The sequence below is a fragment of the Tamlana sp. 2_MG-2023 genome (assembly GCF_030548465.1).
Lineage (GTDB): Bacteria > Bacteroidota > Bacteroidia > Flavobacteriales > Flavobacteriaceae > Pseudotamlana.
In genome coordinates, this window is the sequence record NZ_JAUOSF010000009.1 from 16,903 (window position 1) to 37,585 (window position 20,683).

The window sequence follows — 20,683 nt, forward strand, 5'->3', positions numbered from 1 at the left end:
TTACTGTAGTTTTAAAATAAAAGATTCTAAAGGTTTTACTATGATTTTTGCTGAAGCCCCATCTTTTGTAAGCTCTAATTTGGTTTTAAAAACATGAGCTAATTGATCTTCTAAGATATAGTCACCTGATTGTAATTGCCAAGTATTTATAAGGGCATCTGGTAATTTTAAAGTAAATTCAGCGCCATATTTGGCATCAAAATTGGCCACAACAATTAATTTTTCGTTATTACTCCAACGTGCAAAAGCTAAATGTTTTCCGCCATAGTTTGCAGTTTGGTTTTTGTTAAACTCATGTAAATCCTGATACGCTCCCATTAAAGCCTCGCTTGTAATGGTGAAATTTAGTAAACGCTTATAAAAATCGCGTAACTCCAGCTCCTTAGGAGTTGATTTCCCGCCATCAAATTGCTTATTGTTCACCCAACGGTTAACACTCGGCACATTTCCATAATCAAAAATTGATGTTCTTGAAGGGTCTCCAAAACCTAAATCATCTGCTCCAGGCTCCCCAAATTCTTGTCCGAAATATATTAAAGTAGGCGAAGAACTAATTGTTGCCGACACTACCATAGCAGGTTTCGCTTTATTCGCATCACCAGCAAACTCCGGACTTGCAATACGTTGCTCGTCATGATTTTCTAAAAAGTGTAACATATGATGCTCAATATCCTTCAAATCTTCTTGAACCGCTGGAATATTATGGGTTTTACGCTTACCTTGAATCACATATTTTAAAGTATCATATAACTGCACTTTATCATAGAGATAATCCATTTTTCCTTTTCGGATGTAATCACGATACAAATTCGGATTATAAACTTCGGCTAATAAAAAAGCATCAGGATTCTTCATTTTAATAGCGGAGTTCATATAACTCCAAAATTCCACAGGAACCATTTCAGCCATATCGTAACGAAAGCCATCAACACCTTTTTCAATCCAATACAAAGCGATGTCTTTAAATTTATCCCAAGAATTTGGCACTGTTTTATCCTTCCAGAATTCGAAATGCGCTTGATAGTCTTTCTTATCAAAATGATCAGGCAAGACGTCAAAATCACGGTTTCCTTCTGGAGAAACGCCATAATTAATTTTAACCGTTTCATACCAATCGTTAGGATCTGGTTGTGATAAACGCGAACCATTCCCCGTCCATTTTGAAGGAATCTCTTCAAATTTCCCGTCGGATAAAGCATTCTTATCACCACCTAAAGGCAAATAACCATTTGGTCGTTCTGGCACCATAAAAACCTCATCTGGGTTATAGTAAAAATTATTATTCACGTCATAAACAACGGCAGTATTATCGTTTTCACCAAAATCGGAAACCCCTTCTGGCTTAGAAATGCTCTCATATTTTCGAGCAACATGATTAGGAACAATATCAATAATCACTTTTAAACCAGCTTCGTGTGAACGCGCGATTAGTGCTTCAAATTCCTCTAAGCGTTTGGCTGGATCTTCAGCTAAATCTGGGTTTACATTGTAGTAGTCTTTAACAGCATAAGGTGATCCTGCACGACCTTTTACTACATCAGGATCGTCGTTAGAAATACCATATTTAGTATAATCGGTAATAACTGCGTGGTGTGGTACGCCAGTGTACCAAATGTGAGTCATCCCTAAATCTTTAATTTCTTTTAAAGCCTTATCTGTAAAGTCATTAAACTTCCCTACACCATTTTCTTCAATGGTACCCCAAGGCTTATTTGTGGTATTGGTATTTCCAAACAAGCGTGTAAACACTTGATAAACTACCGCTTTTTTAGGTGATTCTGTTGATGCGATCGTATTTTTCTTTTTAAGGGATTCTTTCTTGTTAGTCTGGCAACCAACAAATGCTGCTAAAGTAAGAGCAATAAGTATTATTCGAAATTCAAACATGGTCTTTTATTTTGAGGTCAACAAGAGCATTCCTTTTTCTGATAACTTTAAATGGGAACCCCATTTTACTGGTGTACCCGATATCATGTTTTTTAAAGATTTTCCTTCTAAACCTAATTCTTTATAATGATTTAAGTCTAAATCGATAGCTGCTTCATTTCTATTTAATATGAGCACTACCGTTTCGTCTCCTGCTATTCGAGCCAAAACATACACACCATTTTCGGGTGCAAAATGAATGGTTTCACCTTCATGAATGGCTTTACTATCTTTTCTATAATTAAGTACCTTTTGCACAAAATCCTGCATGCTCGCTTGATCTTTGCTTAAGCCTTGGCCAGAAAAAGCATTCACCGCATCACCTTCCCAGCCACCAGGGAAATCGGTTCTTATTAAACCATGATCGTGAGGTTTTGCCGTATTCTGCATTAAAATTTCGGTACCATAATACATTTGGGGAATTCGAGGCATTAAAAACATATAACTTAACGCCATTTTAGTATGAGTTACATCTTCCTTGAGTTGCGTGAATATGCGATCCATATCATGATTGTCTGGAAAAATTAGAATAGACTCAGGCTTTGTATACACAAAATCGTTTGCCAAACCTTCATACATTTTCACCAAACCAGTACCCCAATCTTCTTTTTCATTTAAAGCATTTACAATATTTTCTTGCATTGGAAAATCCATTGTAGACGTTAAATGTGATTCATAACCTTCCTTATTTGGTGTTCCTGTTTGCCAGTAACGCACCAATAACGGATTCACACTCCACTCTTCACCCACGATACTAAAATTCGGGTACTCAGTCATGATAGCCCCAGCCCAATCACTCATAAAATATTTATCGGGGTAAGGATAAGTATCTTGACGAATACCTCCAAGGTTTAAGGTTTCTATCCACCAAATATTATTTTGGATGATGTATTTTGCCATAAAAGGGTTCTTCTGATTTAAATCTGGCATTGAAGGCACAAACCAACCTTCAGTCATTTCCTTTTTATCAATTTTTGAAGCGTATACATCCTGATTTGTAGTTCGTCTGTGATTCGAGTTTTTAAGCTCCCCTTTGTTTTCGAATGTTTTTTGTTGGTTTAGCCAGTCTTCAAAAGGCAAATCCTTCATCCACCAATGCTCACTTCCGCAGTGATTTGCTACCATATCCATAATCAGTTTTAAACCACGCTCATTCATTTCTTGAGACAATTCAATGTATTCATCCAGGGTTCCAAAACGCGGATCAACTTGATAAAAATCCGTCATCGCGTAACCATGGTAAGACGAACTTGGCATATCGTTGGTTAGCATAGGTGTAGGCCAAATAGCTGTAAAACCTAAACCATGAATATAATCCAGATTATTGATTATACCACGAATATCACCACCATGCCTACCGTAATCATTTTTACGATCTAACACTTTTTCGTTCATACTTTTAACAACATCATTTGATGTATCGCCATTAGCAAAACGATCAGGTGTGATTAAATAAATAGCATCACTACTATTAAATCCTACGTACGCTTCCGCGGATTTGTCTCTGGATTTTAATTCATAAGTATAAACTATTTTTTTGCCTTTATTTGGTTTAAAAACAATCTCAAACTGCCCTGGTTTTGCTGATTTATCAATCTTTAAATCGATGAATAAATAATTCGAACTATGCGCTTGATGTGTTTTTTTAATGCTTACTCCTTCATAATTAATTTTAGGTGTGGTTTCACCTATTTTAGGAGCGTGCACTAACAATTGTAATTCCGAATTTTGAAATCCCACCCACCAATTTGATGGTTCAACACGTATGGTTTGCGCGTTTAAAGCCAAGTTAAAAACGATTAACAAGCCTAAAACAAGCCTTTGTTTACTGTATTTTATTGTACTTAAATAGGTATGCATAACCAATATTTATGAGGGTTTATAACTTTCTTTTGAAAAGAAAATAGTTTACTTATTTCACTTCTTTGATACTTATTGCAAAACCACCGCCTGGTACAGACTCCTGTGACAGCTTCGTTTTACTTGTCACTTTCTTTTTAGTGATGGTATATGCCTGCGGATTCGTTTTGTAATGTGCATTTTTGGCATCAGCATAAATGATTGCTTCGTATTTTTTTCCTTTTTCTAAGAAATCTAAAGAAATGTTAGACGTTCTCGTATCGTTTCCGTTTACATTTCCAACGAACCAATTGTTACTACCTTTTTCTTTACGTGCCACAGTAATATAATGGCCAGGTTCGGCTTCTAAATATTTACTTTCATCCCAATCGATAGCGACGTCTTTTATAAACTGAAAGGCATCCATAAACTGTTCGTAATGTTCAGGTAAATCGGCTGCCATTTGCAACGGACTGTACATCGTAACATACAAGGCTAATTGATTAGCAATTGTGCTGTTTACGTGTGAATTATTTTTAGGATTTAATTTAGAAATATCCATTTCAAAAATACCTGGCGTATAATCCATAGGTCCTCCAATTAAACGTGTGAAAGGTAAAACCGTGACATGATTTGGTTTAGACCCACCAAAAGCTTGATACTCTGTACCTCTAGCCGATTCGTTTCCTATTAAGTTTGGATAAGTTCTACAAATACCGGTTGGACGCACCGCTTCGTGCGCATTTACCATGATTTTATAATCTGCTGCTTTTTCAATAGCATATTGATAATGATTTACAATCCACTGGTTATAATGGTTTTCACCGCGCGGTAAAATATCGCCTACGTAACCACTTTTTACAGATTTATAACCGTGATCATTCATAAACTGATACGCTTCGTCCATATGGCGTTCATAGTTTCTAACGGAAGCAGAAGTTTCATGATGCATCATCATTTCAACACCTTTTGATTTAGCATAGGCGTGAATTTCTTCAACATTAAAATCAGGATAAGGCGTTACAAAATCGAAAACATAATCTTTAGAATGGCCATACCAATCTTCCCAACCTACATTCCAACCTTCAACCAACACGGCATCAAAGCCATGTTCTGAAGCAAAATCAATGTAGCGTTTTACTTTGGTATTATTGGCTGAATGTGTTTTATTAGGTGTCACCTTAGAATAATCTGTAACCCCTAATTGCACTGCTGGCAATTCGTCTGTATATTGCCAAGCGCCTTTTCCAGTAATCATTTCCCACCAAACACCAATATATTTTACTGGTTTAATCCATGAAGTATCTTCAATAGCGCAAGGATCATTCAAGTTCAAGGTCATTTTAGATGCTAATATATCACGAGCATCGTCACTCACCATAATTGTTCGCCAAGGTGACTTTGCAGGTGCTTGCATATAACCTTTATCGCCGTTAGCATCTGGGGTTAACCATGACTGAAAAACCATGTTTTTATCATCCAAATTAAGATGCATGCAAGAATAATTAATTAAAGCCGCTTCATGCAAATTTAAATACAACCCATCGTCGGTTTTCATTATTAGTGACGTTTGTACTCCTGATGGAGAAAAAGAGGTTTGTGATAAATTTTCGGTAACAGCCCCTTCAGAAAAACTACGAATTTCCGAAAGTTTAGATTCTGTATAATCATACTCCTGAGTATCATAATCTCCAGGAATCCAAAATGCTGTATGATCGCCAGTCATTGCAAATTCGCTACGCTCTTCCTTAATGGTAAAGTACACCAAGTTTTTCTGTGCAGGAAATTCGTATCGAAAGCCTAAACCTTCATCAAACAAACGAAAACGAACAATCATAACGCGTTCGGTTTCCTTTTGAGTTAAGGTGACTGCCAATTCATTGTAATGATTACGAATTGATTCTTCTTCACCCCAAACAGGTTTCCAAGTCTCATTAAACGTTGCTGTTTCGGTTTTTGAAATCGTAAAATCATCCAATAAAGATTTGTTATCATCCTTCAACTCTAAACCTAAACCACTGGTTTTAACAACCGCCTTATTTTTATAATGCAGTTTATAAGTTGGTGTACCATCTTTTTTTAGTTCAAAATGCATGTTTAAATCACCATTGGGAGATTTTAAGTCCTGTCCTTGAGTTAAACAAACTACTGAAAACAACAGCCCTAAGGTTAATATTACTGATTTCATAAGTCCTATTTTTTTATTATTAAATATATTTTTTTGTATATCCGTTTTGTAACCTAAACATTGTATTTACGTCATTCCGAATTTATTTCGGAATCTCATAAAGCTGATAATTAATATATTGTGATGCGAACCTGAAACAAGTTCAGGTTGACGATAACAATTATGTCACATTACGGATAATCAGTATTTTTTTAACTATTCAGCACCTGAGATTCGGTTGCTTTTAATGTTAAAGGCTTTCCTTTACAAGTGATGGTTAATACACTTCCACTTTCTAAAGTAAAGGTCGTTTCTTCCTTAGTGACATCAACTTTAAGTATTTGATTTCTGAAATTCACTTTAAACGAATAACCATCCCACTGTTCTGGAATTTTAGGATCAAAAGACAAGCTATTGTCTTTTACCCGCATGCCTCCAAAACCTTCAACAATACTCATCCATGTTCCTGCCATTGAAGTAATATGTAAACCTTCTTCGACTTCTTTATTATAATCGTCTAAATCTAAACGTGAGGTACGCAAATAGAATTCATAAGCCTGATCCATACGATCTAATTTTGCAGCCTGAATACTATGCACACATGGTGATAGTGAACTTTCATGAACTGTAAACGGCTCGTAGAAATCGAAATGACGTTCTAATTCTTCTGTAGTAAAATCGTCTTCAAAAAAGTAGAATCCTTGCAAGGTATCTGCTTGTTTAATGTATGGTGAACGTAAAATACGATCCCATGACCATTTTTGATTAATCGGTCTAGATGCTTTATCAAGATCGGCTACGGTAATTAATTCTTTATCAAGGAAACCATCTTGTTGCAAATACACTTGATATTTCTCTGAATACGGAAAATACATATTTCCGGCAACAGCTTTCCACTGTTCTAATTCAGTTTCAGTAAGCTTGACTTTAGCTTCAATTCTTTTGTAATCCGACTGATATTCTTTAGCAACTTTTTCAATATTTTCTAAGGCATAATCGATACACCATTTTGCAATATAATTGGTGTAAAAATTATTATTGACGTTGTTTTCGTATTCATTAGGCCCTGTTACTCCTAAGATGACGTATTTATCATGCGCAGCAGATAACGTAGCACGTTGTTGCCAAAAACGAGCAATCCCAATTAAAACTTCTAAGCCCTTTTCTGGGATATAACTATAATCGTTGGTGTAACGGTAGTAGTTAAAAATGGCATAAGAAATAGCCCCGTTTCTATGAATTTCTTCGAAAGTGATTTCCCATTCGTTATGACACTCTTCTCCATTCATGGTTACCATGGGATACAAGGCTGCACCATTAGTAAATCCGAGTTTCTCAGCATTTTCGATGGCACGATCTAAATGATTGTAACGGTATTCCAACAAATTACGTGCTACTTTTTGATCTTTAGTTGCCATGTAAAACGGAATACAATACGCTTCGGTATCCCAGTAAGTACTGCCACCGTACTTTTCACCTGTGAAACCTTTTGGCCCAATATTTAAAGTAGCATCTTTCCCTAAATAGGTATGATTTAATTGCATGATATTAAAGCGAATACCTTGCTGTGCTTTGACATCACCAGAAATGGTAATATCGGCCATATCCCAAATTTTAGCCCAAGCTTCTTTTTGTTTGTTCAACAAAGCATCAAAACCAATTTCAACGGCTTGAGAGAGCACAGCTTTGGCAGCATTCAACAATTGTTTTTTATCATGGTTTCTGTCAACTACATATCCTCCAAATTTATTTATCGAAAAAGTTTCGTTGGCTTGAACTTTCGTAGTGTATTCGAAACCAATACGCGTTTCTAAATGCGTAACTTTTGGCTCAATATCTAAAGGCTCACCTGCTAGGGCGCATTTAGACTCCATAAAAGTACAGGTATGAAACTGTGTTTTCATCGTGTGAGCTTCTATAAACGCTTGATTTCCATTTTGAGTGACTGCGGTAGTTTCCCAAAATTTATCATCCCAGTTGGTATCTTCATTGGTAATACTAGAGTCTAAATAAGGTTCAAAAGTTATTTCAGCACCACCATTTAAAGGTGTAATATGAAATTCAATAGCCCCTACTTCATCTAAGTCAACACTCAAAAAACGTTTTGTTTCTACTAAAACCTCAACATCGTTGGGCATGGTTGCTTTGAAGCTTCTAGACAACCAACCTTCTTTCATATTTAATTCACGCTTAAAATCGGTAATGTTTTTACATGTGAATAAATCTAACGTATTGGCGTTCACAAATACATTAATACCAATCCAGCTAGGTGCATTTAATACTTTAGCAAAATATTCAGGATAACCATTTTTCCACCATCCTACGCGGGTTTTATCTGGATAATATATTCCAGCGATATAACTTCCTTGAAACGTTGGCCCGGAATAATGTTCTTCAAAATTAGCACGTTGCCCCATGGCACCGTTTCCAATACTGAATAAACTTTCTGACGATTTAACACGGTCTACATCAAATCCCTCTTCAATAATCGACCAGTTATCTGGTTTTATATAATCTTGATTCATTTTTTATTTTGGATAAATAAGAATTAAAAAAGAACATTTGACTTCAATCACCTTGAAAGCCTTTTAATCGCACTTTTAATCCCTTTTTTTCTATTTATTAATTAATTCGTTTAAAAAGTGTTCTGAAATCTCACTGAAATCGTTAAAAATATAATCGGCTTCATGTAACACATCTTTACTTCCAATACCAATGGAAATCATGTTGGCTGTATTTGCTGCCTGCACACCTGCTACAGAATCTTCAAAAACCACACAATCTTCTGGCTTACAATGAATAGAAGCTGCTGCATTTAAAAACACTTCTGGATCTGGCTTGGCTTTAGTGACATCATTACCATCCACAATGGTTTCAAACTTGGAAATCAAGTTTACTTTCTCTAAAATACGTCTAGCATTTTTACTGGCTGAACCCAAAGAAACCCCCTGATTGTTAGCGATTAAAAAATCTAAAACCGTTGGAACATCTACTAAAATTTCTGAATCACCCATTTTATCAATATAACCTAGATACTCATCATTTTTCAGGGTCATGAGTGCTTGGAATTTCTCATCGGAAACCGTTGTATTTCCCCAGGCTAAAATTTTATTTAGTGAGTCTACACGACTTACACCTTTAAGTTGCTCGTTCTGCGCTTCGGTAAAATCGAATCCTAAACTATTGGCTAGGTTCTTCCATGCCAAGAAGTGGTACTTTGCAGTGTCTACGATGACACCGTCTAAATCGAAAATAAATCCTTTTCTTTTCATTACTGTTCTAATTCTGGTTGATATGAAATGGCATTTTTATCTGTAATCAATAAATTACAGAGTCCTGCAATAATTAAACTTAATCCTGCTACTAACATGGCGTTAATCGCTTCTTCACCTATTAAATTGGAAATAAAGTTGATGCCTCCAATGGCTGCAATAATTTGCGGTATCACAATAAACATGTTGAATATCCCCATGATAACCCCCATTTTATTGGGATTTACCGAGCTTGATAACATCGCATACGGCATAGACAAAATACTACCCCAAGCGATTCCTACTAGAATGAATGAATACTTTAGAAATTCTGGAGAAGGCACATAGTACATACTTAAGAAACCTATACCGCCCATAATAAGAGAAAACATATGAACATATTTTCTATTAATGCGTTTTTTGGACGTATAAAAAGCTAAAACCAGTGCAAATGCCATAGATGACAAACCGTAGATTCCCATAGAAGACCCCACCAAATTCGATGCTTTTTGAAAAGCTGTATTTGCCACATCAAAAGCTTCCGCTTGAGCTGGAATAGCTAAATCGTAAGCCGATTCTATAGGTGCTGGTGTATGAAATACATGCTCCGTTAAGGCTGGATTGGCTAAACTCCACATGGTAAAAAAGGCAAACCAACTAAAAAACTGAATCAATCCTAGTTTCTTCATGGTTGTTGGCATGTTGCCAATATTATTCATGATGTCTGAAACGAATTGATTTTTCTTAGCTTTTTCTTCTTCGAAAGCCTTCATATCCTCTGGTGGATATTCAGTAGTTGTAAACACAGTATATAAAATACTAGCTAAAAACACCACGGCTCCAATTCCAAAAGCCACTTTTACCGACATAGGTACCACGCCCATAGGGGCTGAATCACTCACACCAAGTTGCGAAACCATCCAAGGTAAATTACTTGCAACCCAAGTTCCAATACCAATTATTAAAGTTTGAACAACAAAACCATACGAGCGTTGTGAATCTGGCAATTTATCGGCAACCAGCGCTCTAAAGGGTTCCATAGAAACATTTATTGAAGCATCAAGAATCCATAAAAAACCGGCCGCCACCCATAATGCTGGTGAATGCGGTACAATAAGTAAAGCTATGGAACTTAAAATAGCGCCTATTAGAAAGTAAGGTCTACGACGACCCCAACGCGGACTCCACGTGCGGTCACTCATATAACCTATAATAGGCTGAACCAATAAACCTGTTAAAGGTGCAGCAATCCATAACAATGGAATAGCCTCTTTATCAGCTCCTAGTGTTTGAAATATTCGAGACATAAAGCCTCCTTGTAATGCAAATCCGAATTGTATTCCCAGAAAACCGAAACTCATGTTCCAAATTTCCCAGAAACTAAGGGCGCGCTTTTTCATTAATAGTATATTTAAAATGAATACTATTGATAAGCGGAAAAAATACTTATCAAAACTTTATTACCTGAGAAGTAAAAATATAAGTCTTGATCTGGGGCAAATATACAAAAGATTTCTATTTGACCATGTTAATTTTTATTTTGTTGATTCTCTTTCAATCAATTCTGTCTCTATAACTACCGTTCTTACAGGGTCTTCCGGAGATTCACTCTCTATTTTTTCGATGATTAATGAGGCTGCAACCTCCCCTATTTTATGCCCATATTGTGTTACAGTTGTTAAACTCGGTGTTGCATGTCTTGATAAAACACCATCGGTAAAACCAATAACTTGAATGTCTTCAGGAATACGTTTTCCTAAATTCCTAGCCACTTTCATAGCCGTAACAGCATAGAGTTCATTAACTGCAAACACACCATCAATTTGAGGATTCATTAAAAACAAGGTTTTAATTTCTTTCTCTAATACATCTATATAGTCCTCTGAAACTAATTTGTCATCTACTTTTAAAATTAGCTCAGCCTCCGTCGTAATTTCGTGCTTATTTAAAGCTTCAATATACCCTTGAGTTCTTAACCTACCCACACTTATATAATCCATGGTAGTTATCAAGGCAATATGCTTACAGTTATTTGCTACAAGTTTATTTACTGCTTTCTTAGCGGCTTCAACATCATCAATAATTACCTTATCACAGCGAATTTCACTTACCACACGATCAAACATCACGATAGGCATCCCTTGATTAATAGTTTCATTTAAATGATGATAATCTTGTTTTAATAAGGTTTGCTTAGAAATGGACATAATAAAACCATCAATACTTCCGCTGGCTAACATCTCCATGTTAATCACCTCTTTATCAAATGATTCATTAGATAATCCAATAATCACATTATAGCCTTTTTTATTGGCCAAATGCTCAATTCCTTGAATAACTTTAGTAAAAAAGTGGTGTACAATTTCAGGAATAATTACTCCTATAGTTTTGGTTTTTCTATTCTTTAGACTTAACGCAATGTTATTAGGTCTGTAGTTATAATATTTAGCAAAAGCTTGTATCTTTTCTTTTGTTTCTTCACTAATTTCTTGACTATTCCTTAAGGCTTTGGACACCGTGCCTATAGACACATCTAATTCTTTAGCTATCTGCTTTAAGGTTATTTTACGTTTCATGAATAGATTTTTGTTAAAGTAAAGATATCAGTTTAATTGCAATTTTAATCCGTTTTTAATAAATTCTCAGTTTAAAAGCGAAATATCACAGCAAAAACAAAAAGTTACTAACACGCAAACGTTTTCGCTGAGAATTTCGTAACTAATAATTCATATTTAACATTTCATTTACATAATTTTAACCTCGAGAAGTAAAAATATATTCTACCAACTTAAACTAAATCACAATTAACTTAATTAGATCGTATGAAAACAATTATTAATAGTTTATTACTGACACTGTTTTTTGCTCCAGCCTTCGTGTTGGCGCAAAGCACCGTAACAGGAATGGTATCGGAGACCGATACTAATATTCCCATAGCAGGTGTTAATATTATTGTTAAAGGGACCACTACAGGTACTGTTACCGATTTCGACGGAAATTTTTCACTGTCTGTTAGCCAAGGCAATGTATTACAGTTTTCCTATCTGGGATTTGTTACACAAGAAATCACTTATAGTGGACAAGCACCTCTAAATGTTCAACTGGTGGAAGACACCTCCGTTTTAGATGAAGTAGTCGTTATTGGCTATGGTGCCGTAAAAAAAGAAGACGTAACAGGTGCGGCCGACCTTGTAACAAACAAAGATTTTAATCAAGGCCCCGTAGTTTCGGCGCCTCAGTTAATTCAAGGTAAAGTAGCTGGGGTTTCTGTAACCTCTAGCAGTGGCGCTCCTGGCGACGGCCAAGAGATTAGAATTCGTGGTAACAGCTCGTTATCACTAAACAATAATCCTTTAGTTGTAATTGATGGTATTCCTTTAGATCAAGGCGGTATTGGAGGGTCTAGAAATCCATTAAATATGGTTAACCCTAACGATATCGAGAGCATGACCGTATTAAAAGATGCCTCGGCAACTTCAATTTATGGATCTCGTGCTGCGAATGGTGTTATAATCGTTACCACTAAAAAAGGAAAAGACGGCGACTTCAAATTCAATTTAAGCTCTTTAACTTCGGTAGGGTCTCCTATAGACAAAGTAGATGTTTTAAACGCAGACGAATTTCGTAACATTGTTATGAATCATCCACAAGCCAATGCGACAACTTTAAGCTTACTACAGGATTATGATACCGATTGGCAAGATGAAATTTATGGTAGTGCTTTTGGGCAAGACCATTCTTTTAGCGCTACAGGGAAAGCTTTTGGAGTACCAATGCGTGCTTCTATTTCATATACTGATTTTGAAGGGATTTTGAAACGTGATAATTTTAAAAGAACCACAGGAGCCCTTAGTTTAACGCCTAAATTATTTGATGATCATTTAAAAATTGAATTAAACGCAAGAGGTACCTACACTGAAAATGCTTTTGGAAACCGTGACGCTATTGGTTCGGCTAATAGTTATGCCCCAACACAGCCAATTTACGATTCTAGCTTGCCTTACGGCGGATATTCTTCGTGGATTGATCCTGCTACAGGTTTAGAACCAAGTTTAGCAAATACCAATCCAGTGGCTCTATTAAATTTAAAAGACGATGTTGCCGAGGTAAGAAGGTTTATTGGTAATGCTAAGTTTGACTATAATTTACATTTCTTTCCAGACCTAACAGCTACTGTTAATGCGGCTTTAGACAAATCAAACAGTCATGGCCGTGTGATCACCTCAGAGTTGATGCCTACAACAGATCCTACTTGGAACGGTGCTAGAACCAGCTTTAGAAATGAATCAACTAACAATTTATTTGATGCTTACCTTACTTACAACAAAACACTTAATGAGGCACACAAATTAACTGTTGTTGGTGGTTACTCGTATCAATCATTTGAATACGACAATTATAGCTACGACAGTGAGCTTGAAGAACGCGGCAATACTTATGAGTTTATAGACAAAAGTAAAAACGTGCTTTTATCTTACTTTGGCAGACTTAACTATGGTTACGACAACAGATACTTACTTACTGCAACTTTAAGAGCCGATGCTTCTTCTAAATTAAATCCAGACAACCGTTGGGGTTATTTCCCTTCTGTGGCTTTAGCTTGGAACATGCATAACGAAAACTTTTTAGAAGACTCTGCGGTATTAAACGAATTAAAACTAAGAGTTGGTTATGGTGAAGTTGGTAACGTTAATGGTTTAGGTGACTACCAATTCCTCACGCGTTATTTAGGAAGTCAATCTAATGCAAACTACCAATTTGGTAATAGTTTTTACCAAACATACAGACCTGATCCTATCAACCCAGATTTACGTTGGGAAATTGGTAACACATTAAATGTAGGTTTAGATTATAGTTTATTAAACCGAAGAATATCTGGATCATTTAACGCATATATTAAACAAACAAAAGATTTAATTGCTTTTGCTTCAGTAGATCCTTTTACCAACTTTGGTAGCCGTATCGACAAAAACATAGGCGACATGGAAAACAAAGGGGTAGAATTTGCTATCAATGTTATTCCTGTAAGAACTGATGATTTTGAATGGTCGGTAAGCTATAACATCGCAGTAAACGATAATCAAATTACAGACTTACCTTTCGATCAAGTAACAGGAGGTATTAGTGGTGGTACTGGTAACAACATTCAATTACACACCGAAGGTGAAGCGCCTTATAGTTTTTATGTTTTCCAACAAATCTATGACAATAACGGAAAACCTATCGAAGGAGCTTTTGTAGATAGAAATGATGATAACGTAATTAATGATGCCGATAAATACGTTCACAAAAACCCTTATGCAGATGTGATTATGGGGTTGAACACAAATCTTACTTACAAAAACTGGGATTTAGCAATAATTACGAGAGCTAACATAGGAAACTACGCTTATAACAATGTGGCTTCAGGAAACTCATACTTAAATGGGGTTATTCCAACTACCAACAATTTTTTATGGAACATCCACTCAGAATATCTAGACACTGGCTTTAAAAACCAAACAGACAACAATTTCTTAAGCAGTCATTTTATCGAAGATGCATCTTTCTTTAAGTTAGATAACATCACATTAGGCTACACACTAAACGATGCGGTTAAAGACGCTTCAATTAGATTGTATGGCTCTGTTCAAAACCTATTAACTATTACAGATTACAATGGTTTAGATCCTGAAATTAATGGCGGGATAGATAATAGCTTTTACCCAAGACCTAGAACAATAGTATTGGGACTTAATGTTGGATTTTAAAAATTGAATTATGAAAAATATAATAAACAGAATTATTCCAATTTTAACTATCTCGTTTTTCATGGTATCATGTCATGACGATTTAGATCAATATCCTATTGATCCAGATAGTTTCACTGAACAAGATGTTTTTGCAAATGCCACTGAAGCAAAAGGGGCTCTAGCAAAACTTTATGCCAGTTTAGCCTTAACAGGCCAAGATGGTGGCGATAGCGGATCTCCTGATATTACAGATATCGAACAAGGATTCTCCCAATACACACGTATGTTATTTAACCTCAACGAACTTACTACCGATCATGGTGTTGTGGGCTGGGGAGATAGCGGTCTACCTGATTTACATGGTATGTACTGGACATCGAGTAATAGCTTTTCAGGAGCTATGTACTTACGTTTAGCGCAACAAGTATCATTTTGTAACTCATTTATCACGAATGCCGAAGGTCTATCTGATGCTGAAGCACAAACTTTTATTGCTGAAGCTCGTTTTTTAAGAGCGTTTGCCTATTATAACCTGATAGATTTCTACGGAAGCGTACCATTAGTTACAAAAATCACTACAGAACTGCCTTCTCAGGCTAGCAGAACTGAACTTTTCGATTTTGTTGAAACCGAGTTGTTAGAAGTTAAAGATTTACTTCCAGACGCTAAAGGTAACGAGTACGGACGTGTGGATAAAGTTGCAGCTTGGGCATTACTATCTAAATTATACTTAAATGCAGATGTATGGACAGGGACAGATAGATATAGTGATTGTGTGGCTTACTCAAACGATGTTATCAACTCATCGTACGCTATTAATACAGTTGATGCGAACGGAAACGGAACGGCATATGATGAGTTATTCTTAGCCGATAACAACTCAAACGGTGCTCAAAATGAATTCATTTTCTTAGTGAATTTTGACGGAACAAGATCGACAACTTATGGGGGTTCTACTTTTTTAATTCATGCTGCCATTGGTGGAACTATGGACCCTACAGAATTTGGCGTAAACGGAGGCTGGGGTGGTAACCGTGTTACCAAAGCCTTAGTAAATAAATTTAATGCAGCAGACCAACGTGGAATGTTTTACAGCGACGGACAAAGTCTTGAAATAGAAAGCATCCCAGAATTTAGTAACGGATATGCTTGTACAAAGTTTAAAAACATAGACTCTAATGGTGTACAAGGAAATGATAAAACAGGCGAATTCGCAGATGTCGATCTAGCTCTTATTCGTCTTCCTGAAATCTTTTTAAACTATGCTGAAGCCTCATTAAGAGGTGGCGGTGGAGATAATAACACTGCTGTAACTTTAATTAACCAGTTAAGAGAACGTGCTTATGGCGATGCCTCAGGAAATATTTCTGCGGCAGACCTAAATCTACAATTTGTACTAGACGAACGTTCTAGAGAATTGTATTGGGAAGGACAAAGACGTACAGATTTAGTACGTTACAATTACTTTACAACGGCGAATTATTTATGGCCTTTTAAAGCCAATCAAAAAAACGGTACATCAACAGATCCGTTCAGAAACATTTTTCCAATTCCAAATAATACCATTTCAACTAATCCTAACTTAATACAAAATCCAGGTTACTAACTAAAAACTTTTAAGACAATGAAAAATATAAAATTAATAACACTATTTATAGTGAGCATGTTAGCGCTAAGTGCTTGTACTGAAGATGACCATTTAACTTACATCGCTCAACCTGAAGGTGATTTAGAGTTCACAAACTCCTTCTTACCAGAATATTTATTATCACCAGCTGCATCCAGCAACATTGGTGAACGATTTACCTGGAAAAGTGCAGATTTTGGAACACCTACAAATATTTCATATGAAATACAACGCTCTATCTTAGGTGATTTTACCGATACAGAAGTTGTAGGCACAACAAGTGAGAACAACTATGTAGTTACTATTGGTGAGCTAATTACAATTGCTGAAGAAGCAGGTTTAGATAGCGATCCTTCTACAGACGATATGCCTAACACAGGTAATGTAGCCTTTAGAGTTAGAGCTTTTGCTGGTACAGATTCTGATACTGAATTGATTTCTACTGGCGAATCTTTAGCCTTAGTCATGTTAGAAGACACAGGAGCACCTGCTCTACCAACTTTTAGAAACTTGTTTTTAGTAGGTGATGCTACAGCTCCAGGATGGAACCCTGATAATAACAACCCTGCTATTACAAGAGATCCAGCTGATGAAAACATTTACTCTTACATTGGCTATTTTAACGGAGGAAGCTCTATTGAAGGATTTAAACTTTTAGAAGTTGCTGATTGGTCTCCACAATGGGGAGGATCTGCAGGAACATTAGGTGTAAATGATGGTACAGGAAGTGATCCTGCTGCTTTCGCTGTTCCTACACCAGGGTACTACTCTTTTAGTATGAATATTACAGATATGACATATACACTTGAAGCGTATGATGATTCAGGAGATTCTATTTATCCAACTATTGGTATTATAGGCGATTCTACCGAGGGGGGATGGGATAATGATATGGATATGACACAATCTGATTTTGATCCACACATTTGGAACATTCAAAATGTAACATTAGCGGATGGTGAACTTAAATTTAGAGCTAATGATGCTTGGGATGACAGCTGGGGAGCAGATACTGCTTTTAGCGGATTTGCAACAGCTGGTGGACCAAACATACCGGTAATGGCAGGAACATATAACATTTGGTTTAATGACTTAGATGGTGGTTATGTTTTAATCCCTGTTCAATAATTATAACACTCTCAAATAAAAAAGGCTATGAATTTTCATAGTCTTTTTTGTTAAGAGACTAAACGATTTAAATGATGAAAAAAACTTTACTTTCTTTTTTACTTTTAATCGCTACTTGTTTTAGTTATGCACAAATCACAACTAACCCTGCAGCATTTAACACGACAGAAACAGTAACGATTACTGTAGATATTACAAGCTCTGCCTCAAACTGCAATGGCTTAAGCCTCCCTGCGAAAGTCTATATGCATTCCGGCATAGGTACCGATAGCGACCCATGGGAGTATGGAGCTGTTGGTAATTGGGGACAAGATGATGGCGTTGGTGAAATGACCAACAATGGTAATGGAAAATGGAGTATCACAATGACTCCAAAATCTTATTATAGTTTAAGCGATGCTCAAGCGAATTCGGCTACAAAAATGGGCATGGTTTTTAGAAATGCAGCAGGGAATCAAGAATTAAAAGCGACTGGCTGTTCCGATTTCAAAATCGGCGTTGGAAGCTTTCAAGTCGCTCTAAATGCACCTTCCGAAAACAGTACGTCTATTTTAACTTCTGGCAGCAGTTTAAATATCTCTGCATCAAACACCAGTGGTAATGCAAACTATAGCCTTTCCGCTAACGGAAGCACTATAGACTCAAAATCAGGAATCGGCTCATATACTTTCACACATAGTAACATTACTACAAATCAAGATTATATTTTAACAGTAACACAAGGACAAAATACGAGAACAAAATCCTTTTCAGCCTTATTAAACCCTGGTACAGCTTCTCAAGCCATGCCGAGCGGCTTAGAAAATGGTATTAATTATAATCCATCAGATGCCACGAAAGCTACGCTGGTGCTAGACGCGCCTCTTAAAGATTTTGTTTATGTAGCGGGAAGTTTTAATGATTGGTCTCCTTCTTCGGCGTATGCCATGAAAAAAGATCCGAGTTCTGGTAAATTCTGGTTGGAACTCACAGGATTAACTTCTCAAAAAATTGAAACCTTCCAATATTGGGTGGTTGACGAAACACCTATTACAGATTCACCTGTCATGGTTAAAACGGCCGATCCGTTTTCTACATTAGTTTTATCTCCTTTTGACGATCCTTATATTTCAGCAGACACCTATCCTAACCTTCCGGCCTACCCTAGCGGACAAGAACGAGAAGTTACAGTGTTACAAACAGGAAAAACACCTTATAACTGGCAAGTCACAAACTTCAATAAACCTAAAAAAGAAGATTTAGTTATTTACGAAGTATTAATTCGTGATTTTGATAGTGATAGAAACGTTCAGGATTTAATAGATCGTATCGATTATTTTAAGAATCTGAATGTTAATGCCATTCAACTGATGCCTATTATGGAATTTGAAGGCAACGAAAGCTGGGGATACAACACCTCTTTTCATATGGCTCTTGATAAATTTTATGGTACTGAGGACAAATTCAAAGAGTTTATCGATTTATGCCACCAAAATGGTATTGCAGTCATATTAGACATCGCTTTAAATCACGCCTACGGTAGAAACCCAATGGTACGTATGTGGATGAAAGATGGTGATGGCGATGGTTGGGGTGACCCCAGTTCTGAAAGCCCGTATTTTAACGAAGAAGCCAAACATACTTACAGTGTTGGTATGGATTTTAATCACCAACAAGCAAAAACACAATACTACGTTGAACGCGTAGTTAACCACTGGATTACCGAATTTAACATTGATGGATTTCGTTGGGATTTAACTAAAGGTTTTACACAATTATGCTCCCCTAGCGATGAAGTTTGTACGAATGGTTACAAGACTGATCGTGTTGCAATTTTAAAACAGTATGCCGATTATTCTTGGAGCCTAGATCCTTCACACTACGTGATTTTCGAACATTTAGGAGCTTATCAGGAGGAAAGAGCTTGGGCAGATTATCGCGTTGATGAAGGCAAAGGTATTATGCTTTGGGGAAAAATGACAGCTCCCTACAACCAGTTAACCATGGGATTTGATTCTAACACAGATATTAGCGCTATGGGATATCAAAGCAGAGGTTTTAAATCTCCACGACTGGTAGGTTATGCAGAAAGTCATGATGAAGAGCGTTTGATGTATAAAAACCTTCAGTACGGCGCAAGCAATGGCGCTTACGATGTTAAAGACTTAATGACATCCCTAAGCAGAATGGAGGCTATGGGAGCAGTTTCATTAACAATTCCTGGCCCAAAAATGATTTGGCATTTTGGAGCCTTAGGTATGGACAACTCAATATTCACATGTAATGACGGCACTGTTTCTGCTGATGATTCTTGTAAATTAGATACTAAACCACAGCCACAATGGACTAACAATTGGTTAGGAGATACTAATAGAAAATCGATTTACGACACCTGGTCACGTATCAACGCATTAAAAATTAACGAAGCAGTTTTTGAAGGGGATTATGAAATTACTTCGGGAGATCTAAACCCTAGAATCCGTGTTTTTGATACAAACTTACCAAGCTCGCAGTTAAATGACGTTATTATCATTTCAAATTTTGACACGACAGCAATTACTGTAGACCCAAATTTCACAACAAACGGTACATGGTACGACCTAATGGACGCTTCTGGTAACACAACGGTTCAAGCCACAAATGCAGTGACATTACAACCCGGAACATTTAAAATTTACGGCAACATGCCTGCTAATACTTTAAGTGTTAATGATAATGTTTGGAAAAACAACTTCACCGTTTACCCTAACCCTACCCAAAATAGCTTTAAAATTAATAAAGTGGCTTCTCAAGTATCACTTTACAATGTTACAGGACAATTGGTTAAACAATTTACAGGAGACTTTAGTAAAACCCAAAACTATGATGTTTCTAATTTACCTACTAACATCTACTTTGTAAGAGTTACAAATGCCTCAGGGCAAAATCTTACTGTTAAATTAGTTAAGCAGTAAATACATTGTTTATTTTATTTACAAAAGGGCTTCAAGCAAAAACTTGAAGCCCTTTTATTTTTTGCAGCACATACATTTCA

Annotated in this window: 11 protein-coding genes; 4 read left to right on the plus strand and 7 right to left on the minus strand. The window is 36.4% G+C overall.

Annotated elements, in window-relative coordinates:
* The 7 genes from Q4566_RS14155 to Q4566_RS14185 form a co-directional block, all read right to left on the minus strand.
* Nucleotides 1-1,887 carry an alpha-amylase family protein gene (locus Q4566_RS14155; protein ID WP_303422475.1) on the minus strand — a complete coding sequence of 629 codons (1,887 nt, stop codon included), beginning with the start codon at nt 1,885-1,887 and terminating at the stop codon, nt 1-3.
* A 6-nt stretch (nt 1,888-1,893) separates the two neighbouring features.
* On the minus strand, nt 1,894-3,786 hold the full coding sequence (locus Q4566_RS14160) for a glycoside hydrolase family 13 protein (RefSeq protein WP_303422478.1): 1,893 nt from the start codon (nt 3,784-3,786) through the stop codon (nt 1,894-1,896).
* Nucleotides 3,787-3,838: 52 nt separating this feature from the next.
* The gene (locus tag Q4566_RS14165; RefSeq protein WP_303422481.1) at nt 3,839-5,953 is read right to left on the minus strand and encodes a glycoside hydrolase family 97 protein; all 2,115 of its coding nucleotides are present in this window, start codon (nt 5,951-5,953) and stop codon (nt 3,839-3,841) included.
* 191 nt (nt 5,954-6,144) lie between these two features.
* Nucleotides 6,145-8,457 carry a glycoside hydrolase family 65 protein gene (locus Q4566_RS14170; RefSeq protein WP_303422484.1) on the minus strand — a complete coding sequence of 771 codons (2,313 nt, stop codon included), beginning with the start codon at nt 8,455-8,457 and terminating at the stop codon, nt 6,145-6,147.
* 90 nt (nt 8,458-8,547) lie between these two features.
* Entirely contained in the window at nt 8,548-9,204 is a 657-nt protein-coding gene (gene pgmB, locus Q4566_RS14175) for a beta-phosphoglucomutase (protein WP_303422488.1), read from the minus strand.
* Nucleotides 9,204-10,583 carry an MFS transporter gene (locus Q4566_RS14180; protein ID WP_303422491.1) on the minus strand — a complete coding sequence of 460 codons (1,380 nt, stop codon included), beginning with the start codon at nt 10,581-10,583 and terminating at the stop codon, nt 9,204-9,206. Before Q4566_RS14180 ends, pgmB begins: the two co-directional genes overlap by 1 nt.
* A 135-nt stretch (nt 10,584-10,718) precedes the next feature.
* Nucleotides 10,719-11,759, minus strand: a complete 1,041-nt coding sequence (locus Q4566_RS14185; RefSeq protein WP_216068702.1) for a LacI family DNA-binding transcriptional regulator — start codon at nt 11,757-11,759, stop codon at nt 10,719-10,721.
* Nucleotides 11,760-12,005: 246 nt separating this feature from the next.
* Here Q4566_RS14185 and Q4566_RS14190 point away from each other — a divergent pair, with 246 nt between their 5' ends.
* The 4 genes from Q4566_RS14190 to Q4566_RS14205 all read left to right on the plus strand — a co-directional run bounded on the left by Q4566_RS14190 (nt 12,006) and on the right by Q4566_RS14205 (nt 20,603).
* Complete coding sequence (locus Q4566_RS14190) at nt 12,006-14,933, plus strand: TonB-dependent receptor (RefSeq protein WP_303422498.1); 2,928 nt, start codon at nt 12,006-12,008, stop codon at nt 14,931-14,933.
* Between the two features lie 10 nt (nt 14,934-14,943).
* On the plus strand, nt 14,944-16,521 hold the full coding sequence (locus tag Q4566_RS14195; protein WP_303422501.1) for a RagB/SusD family nutrient uptake outer membrane protein: 1,578 nt from the start codon (nt 14,944-14,946) through the stop codon (nt 16,519-16,521).
* Nucleotides 16,522-16,539: 18 nt separating this feature from the next.
* The gene (locus Q4566_RS14200; RefSeq protein ID WP_303422503.1) at nt 16,540-17,670 is read left to right on the plus strand and encodes a SusF/SusE family outer membrane protein; all 1,131 of its coding nucleotides are present in this window, start codon (nt 16,540-16,542) and stop codon (nt 17,668-17,670) included.
* Nucleotides 17,671-17,741: 71 nt separating this feature from the next.
* Nucleotides 17,742-20,603, plus strand: coding sequence for an alpha-amylase family glycosyl hydrolase (locus Q4566_RS14205; protein ID WP_368506599.1), 2,862 nt, complete (start codon nt 17,742-17,744; stop codon nt 20,601-20,603).
* Nucleotides 20,604-20,683: the final 80 nt, after the last annotated feature.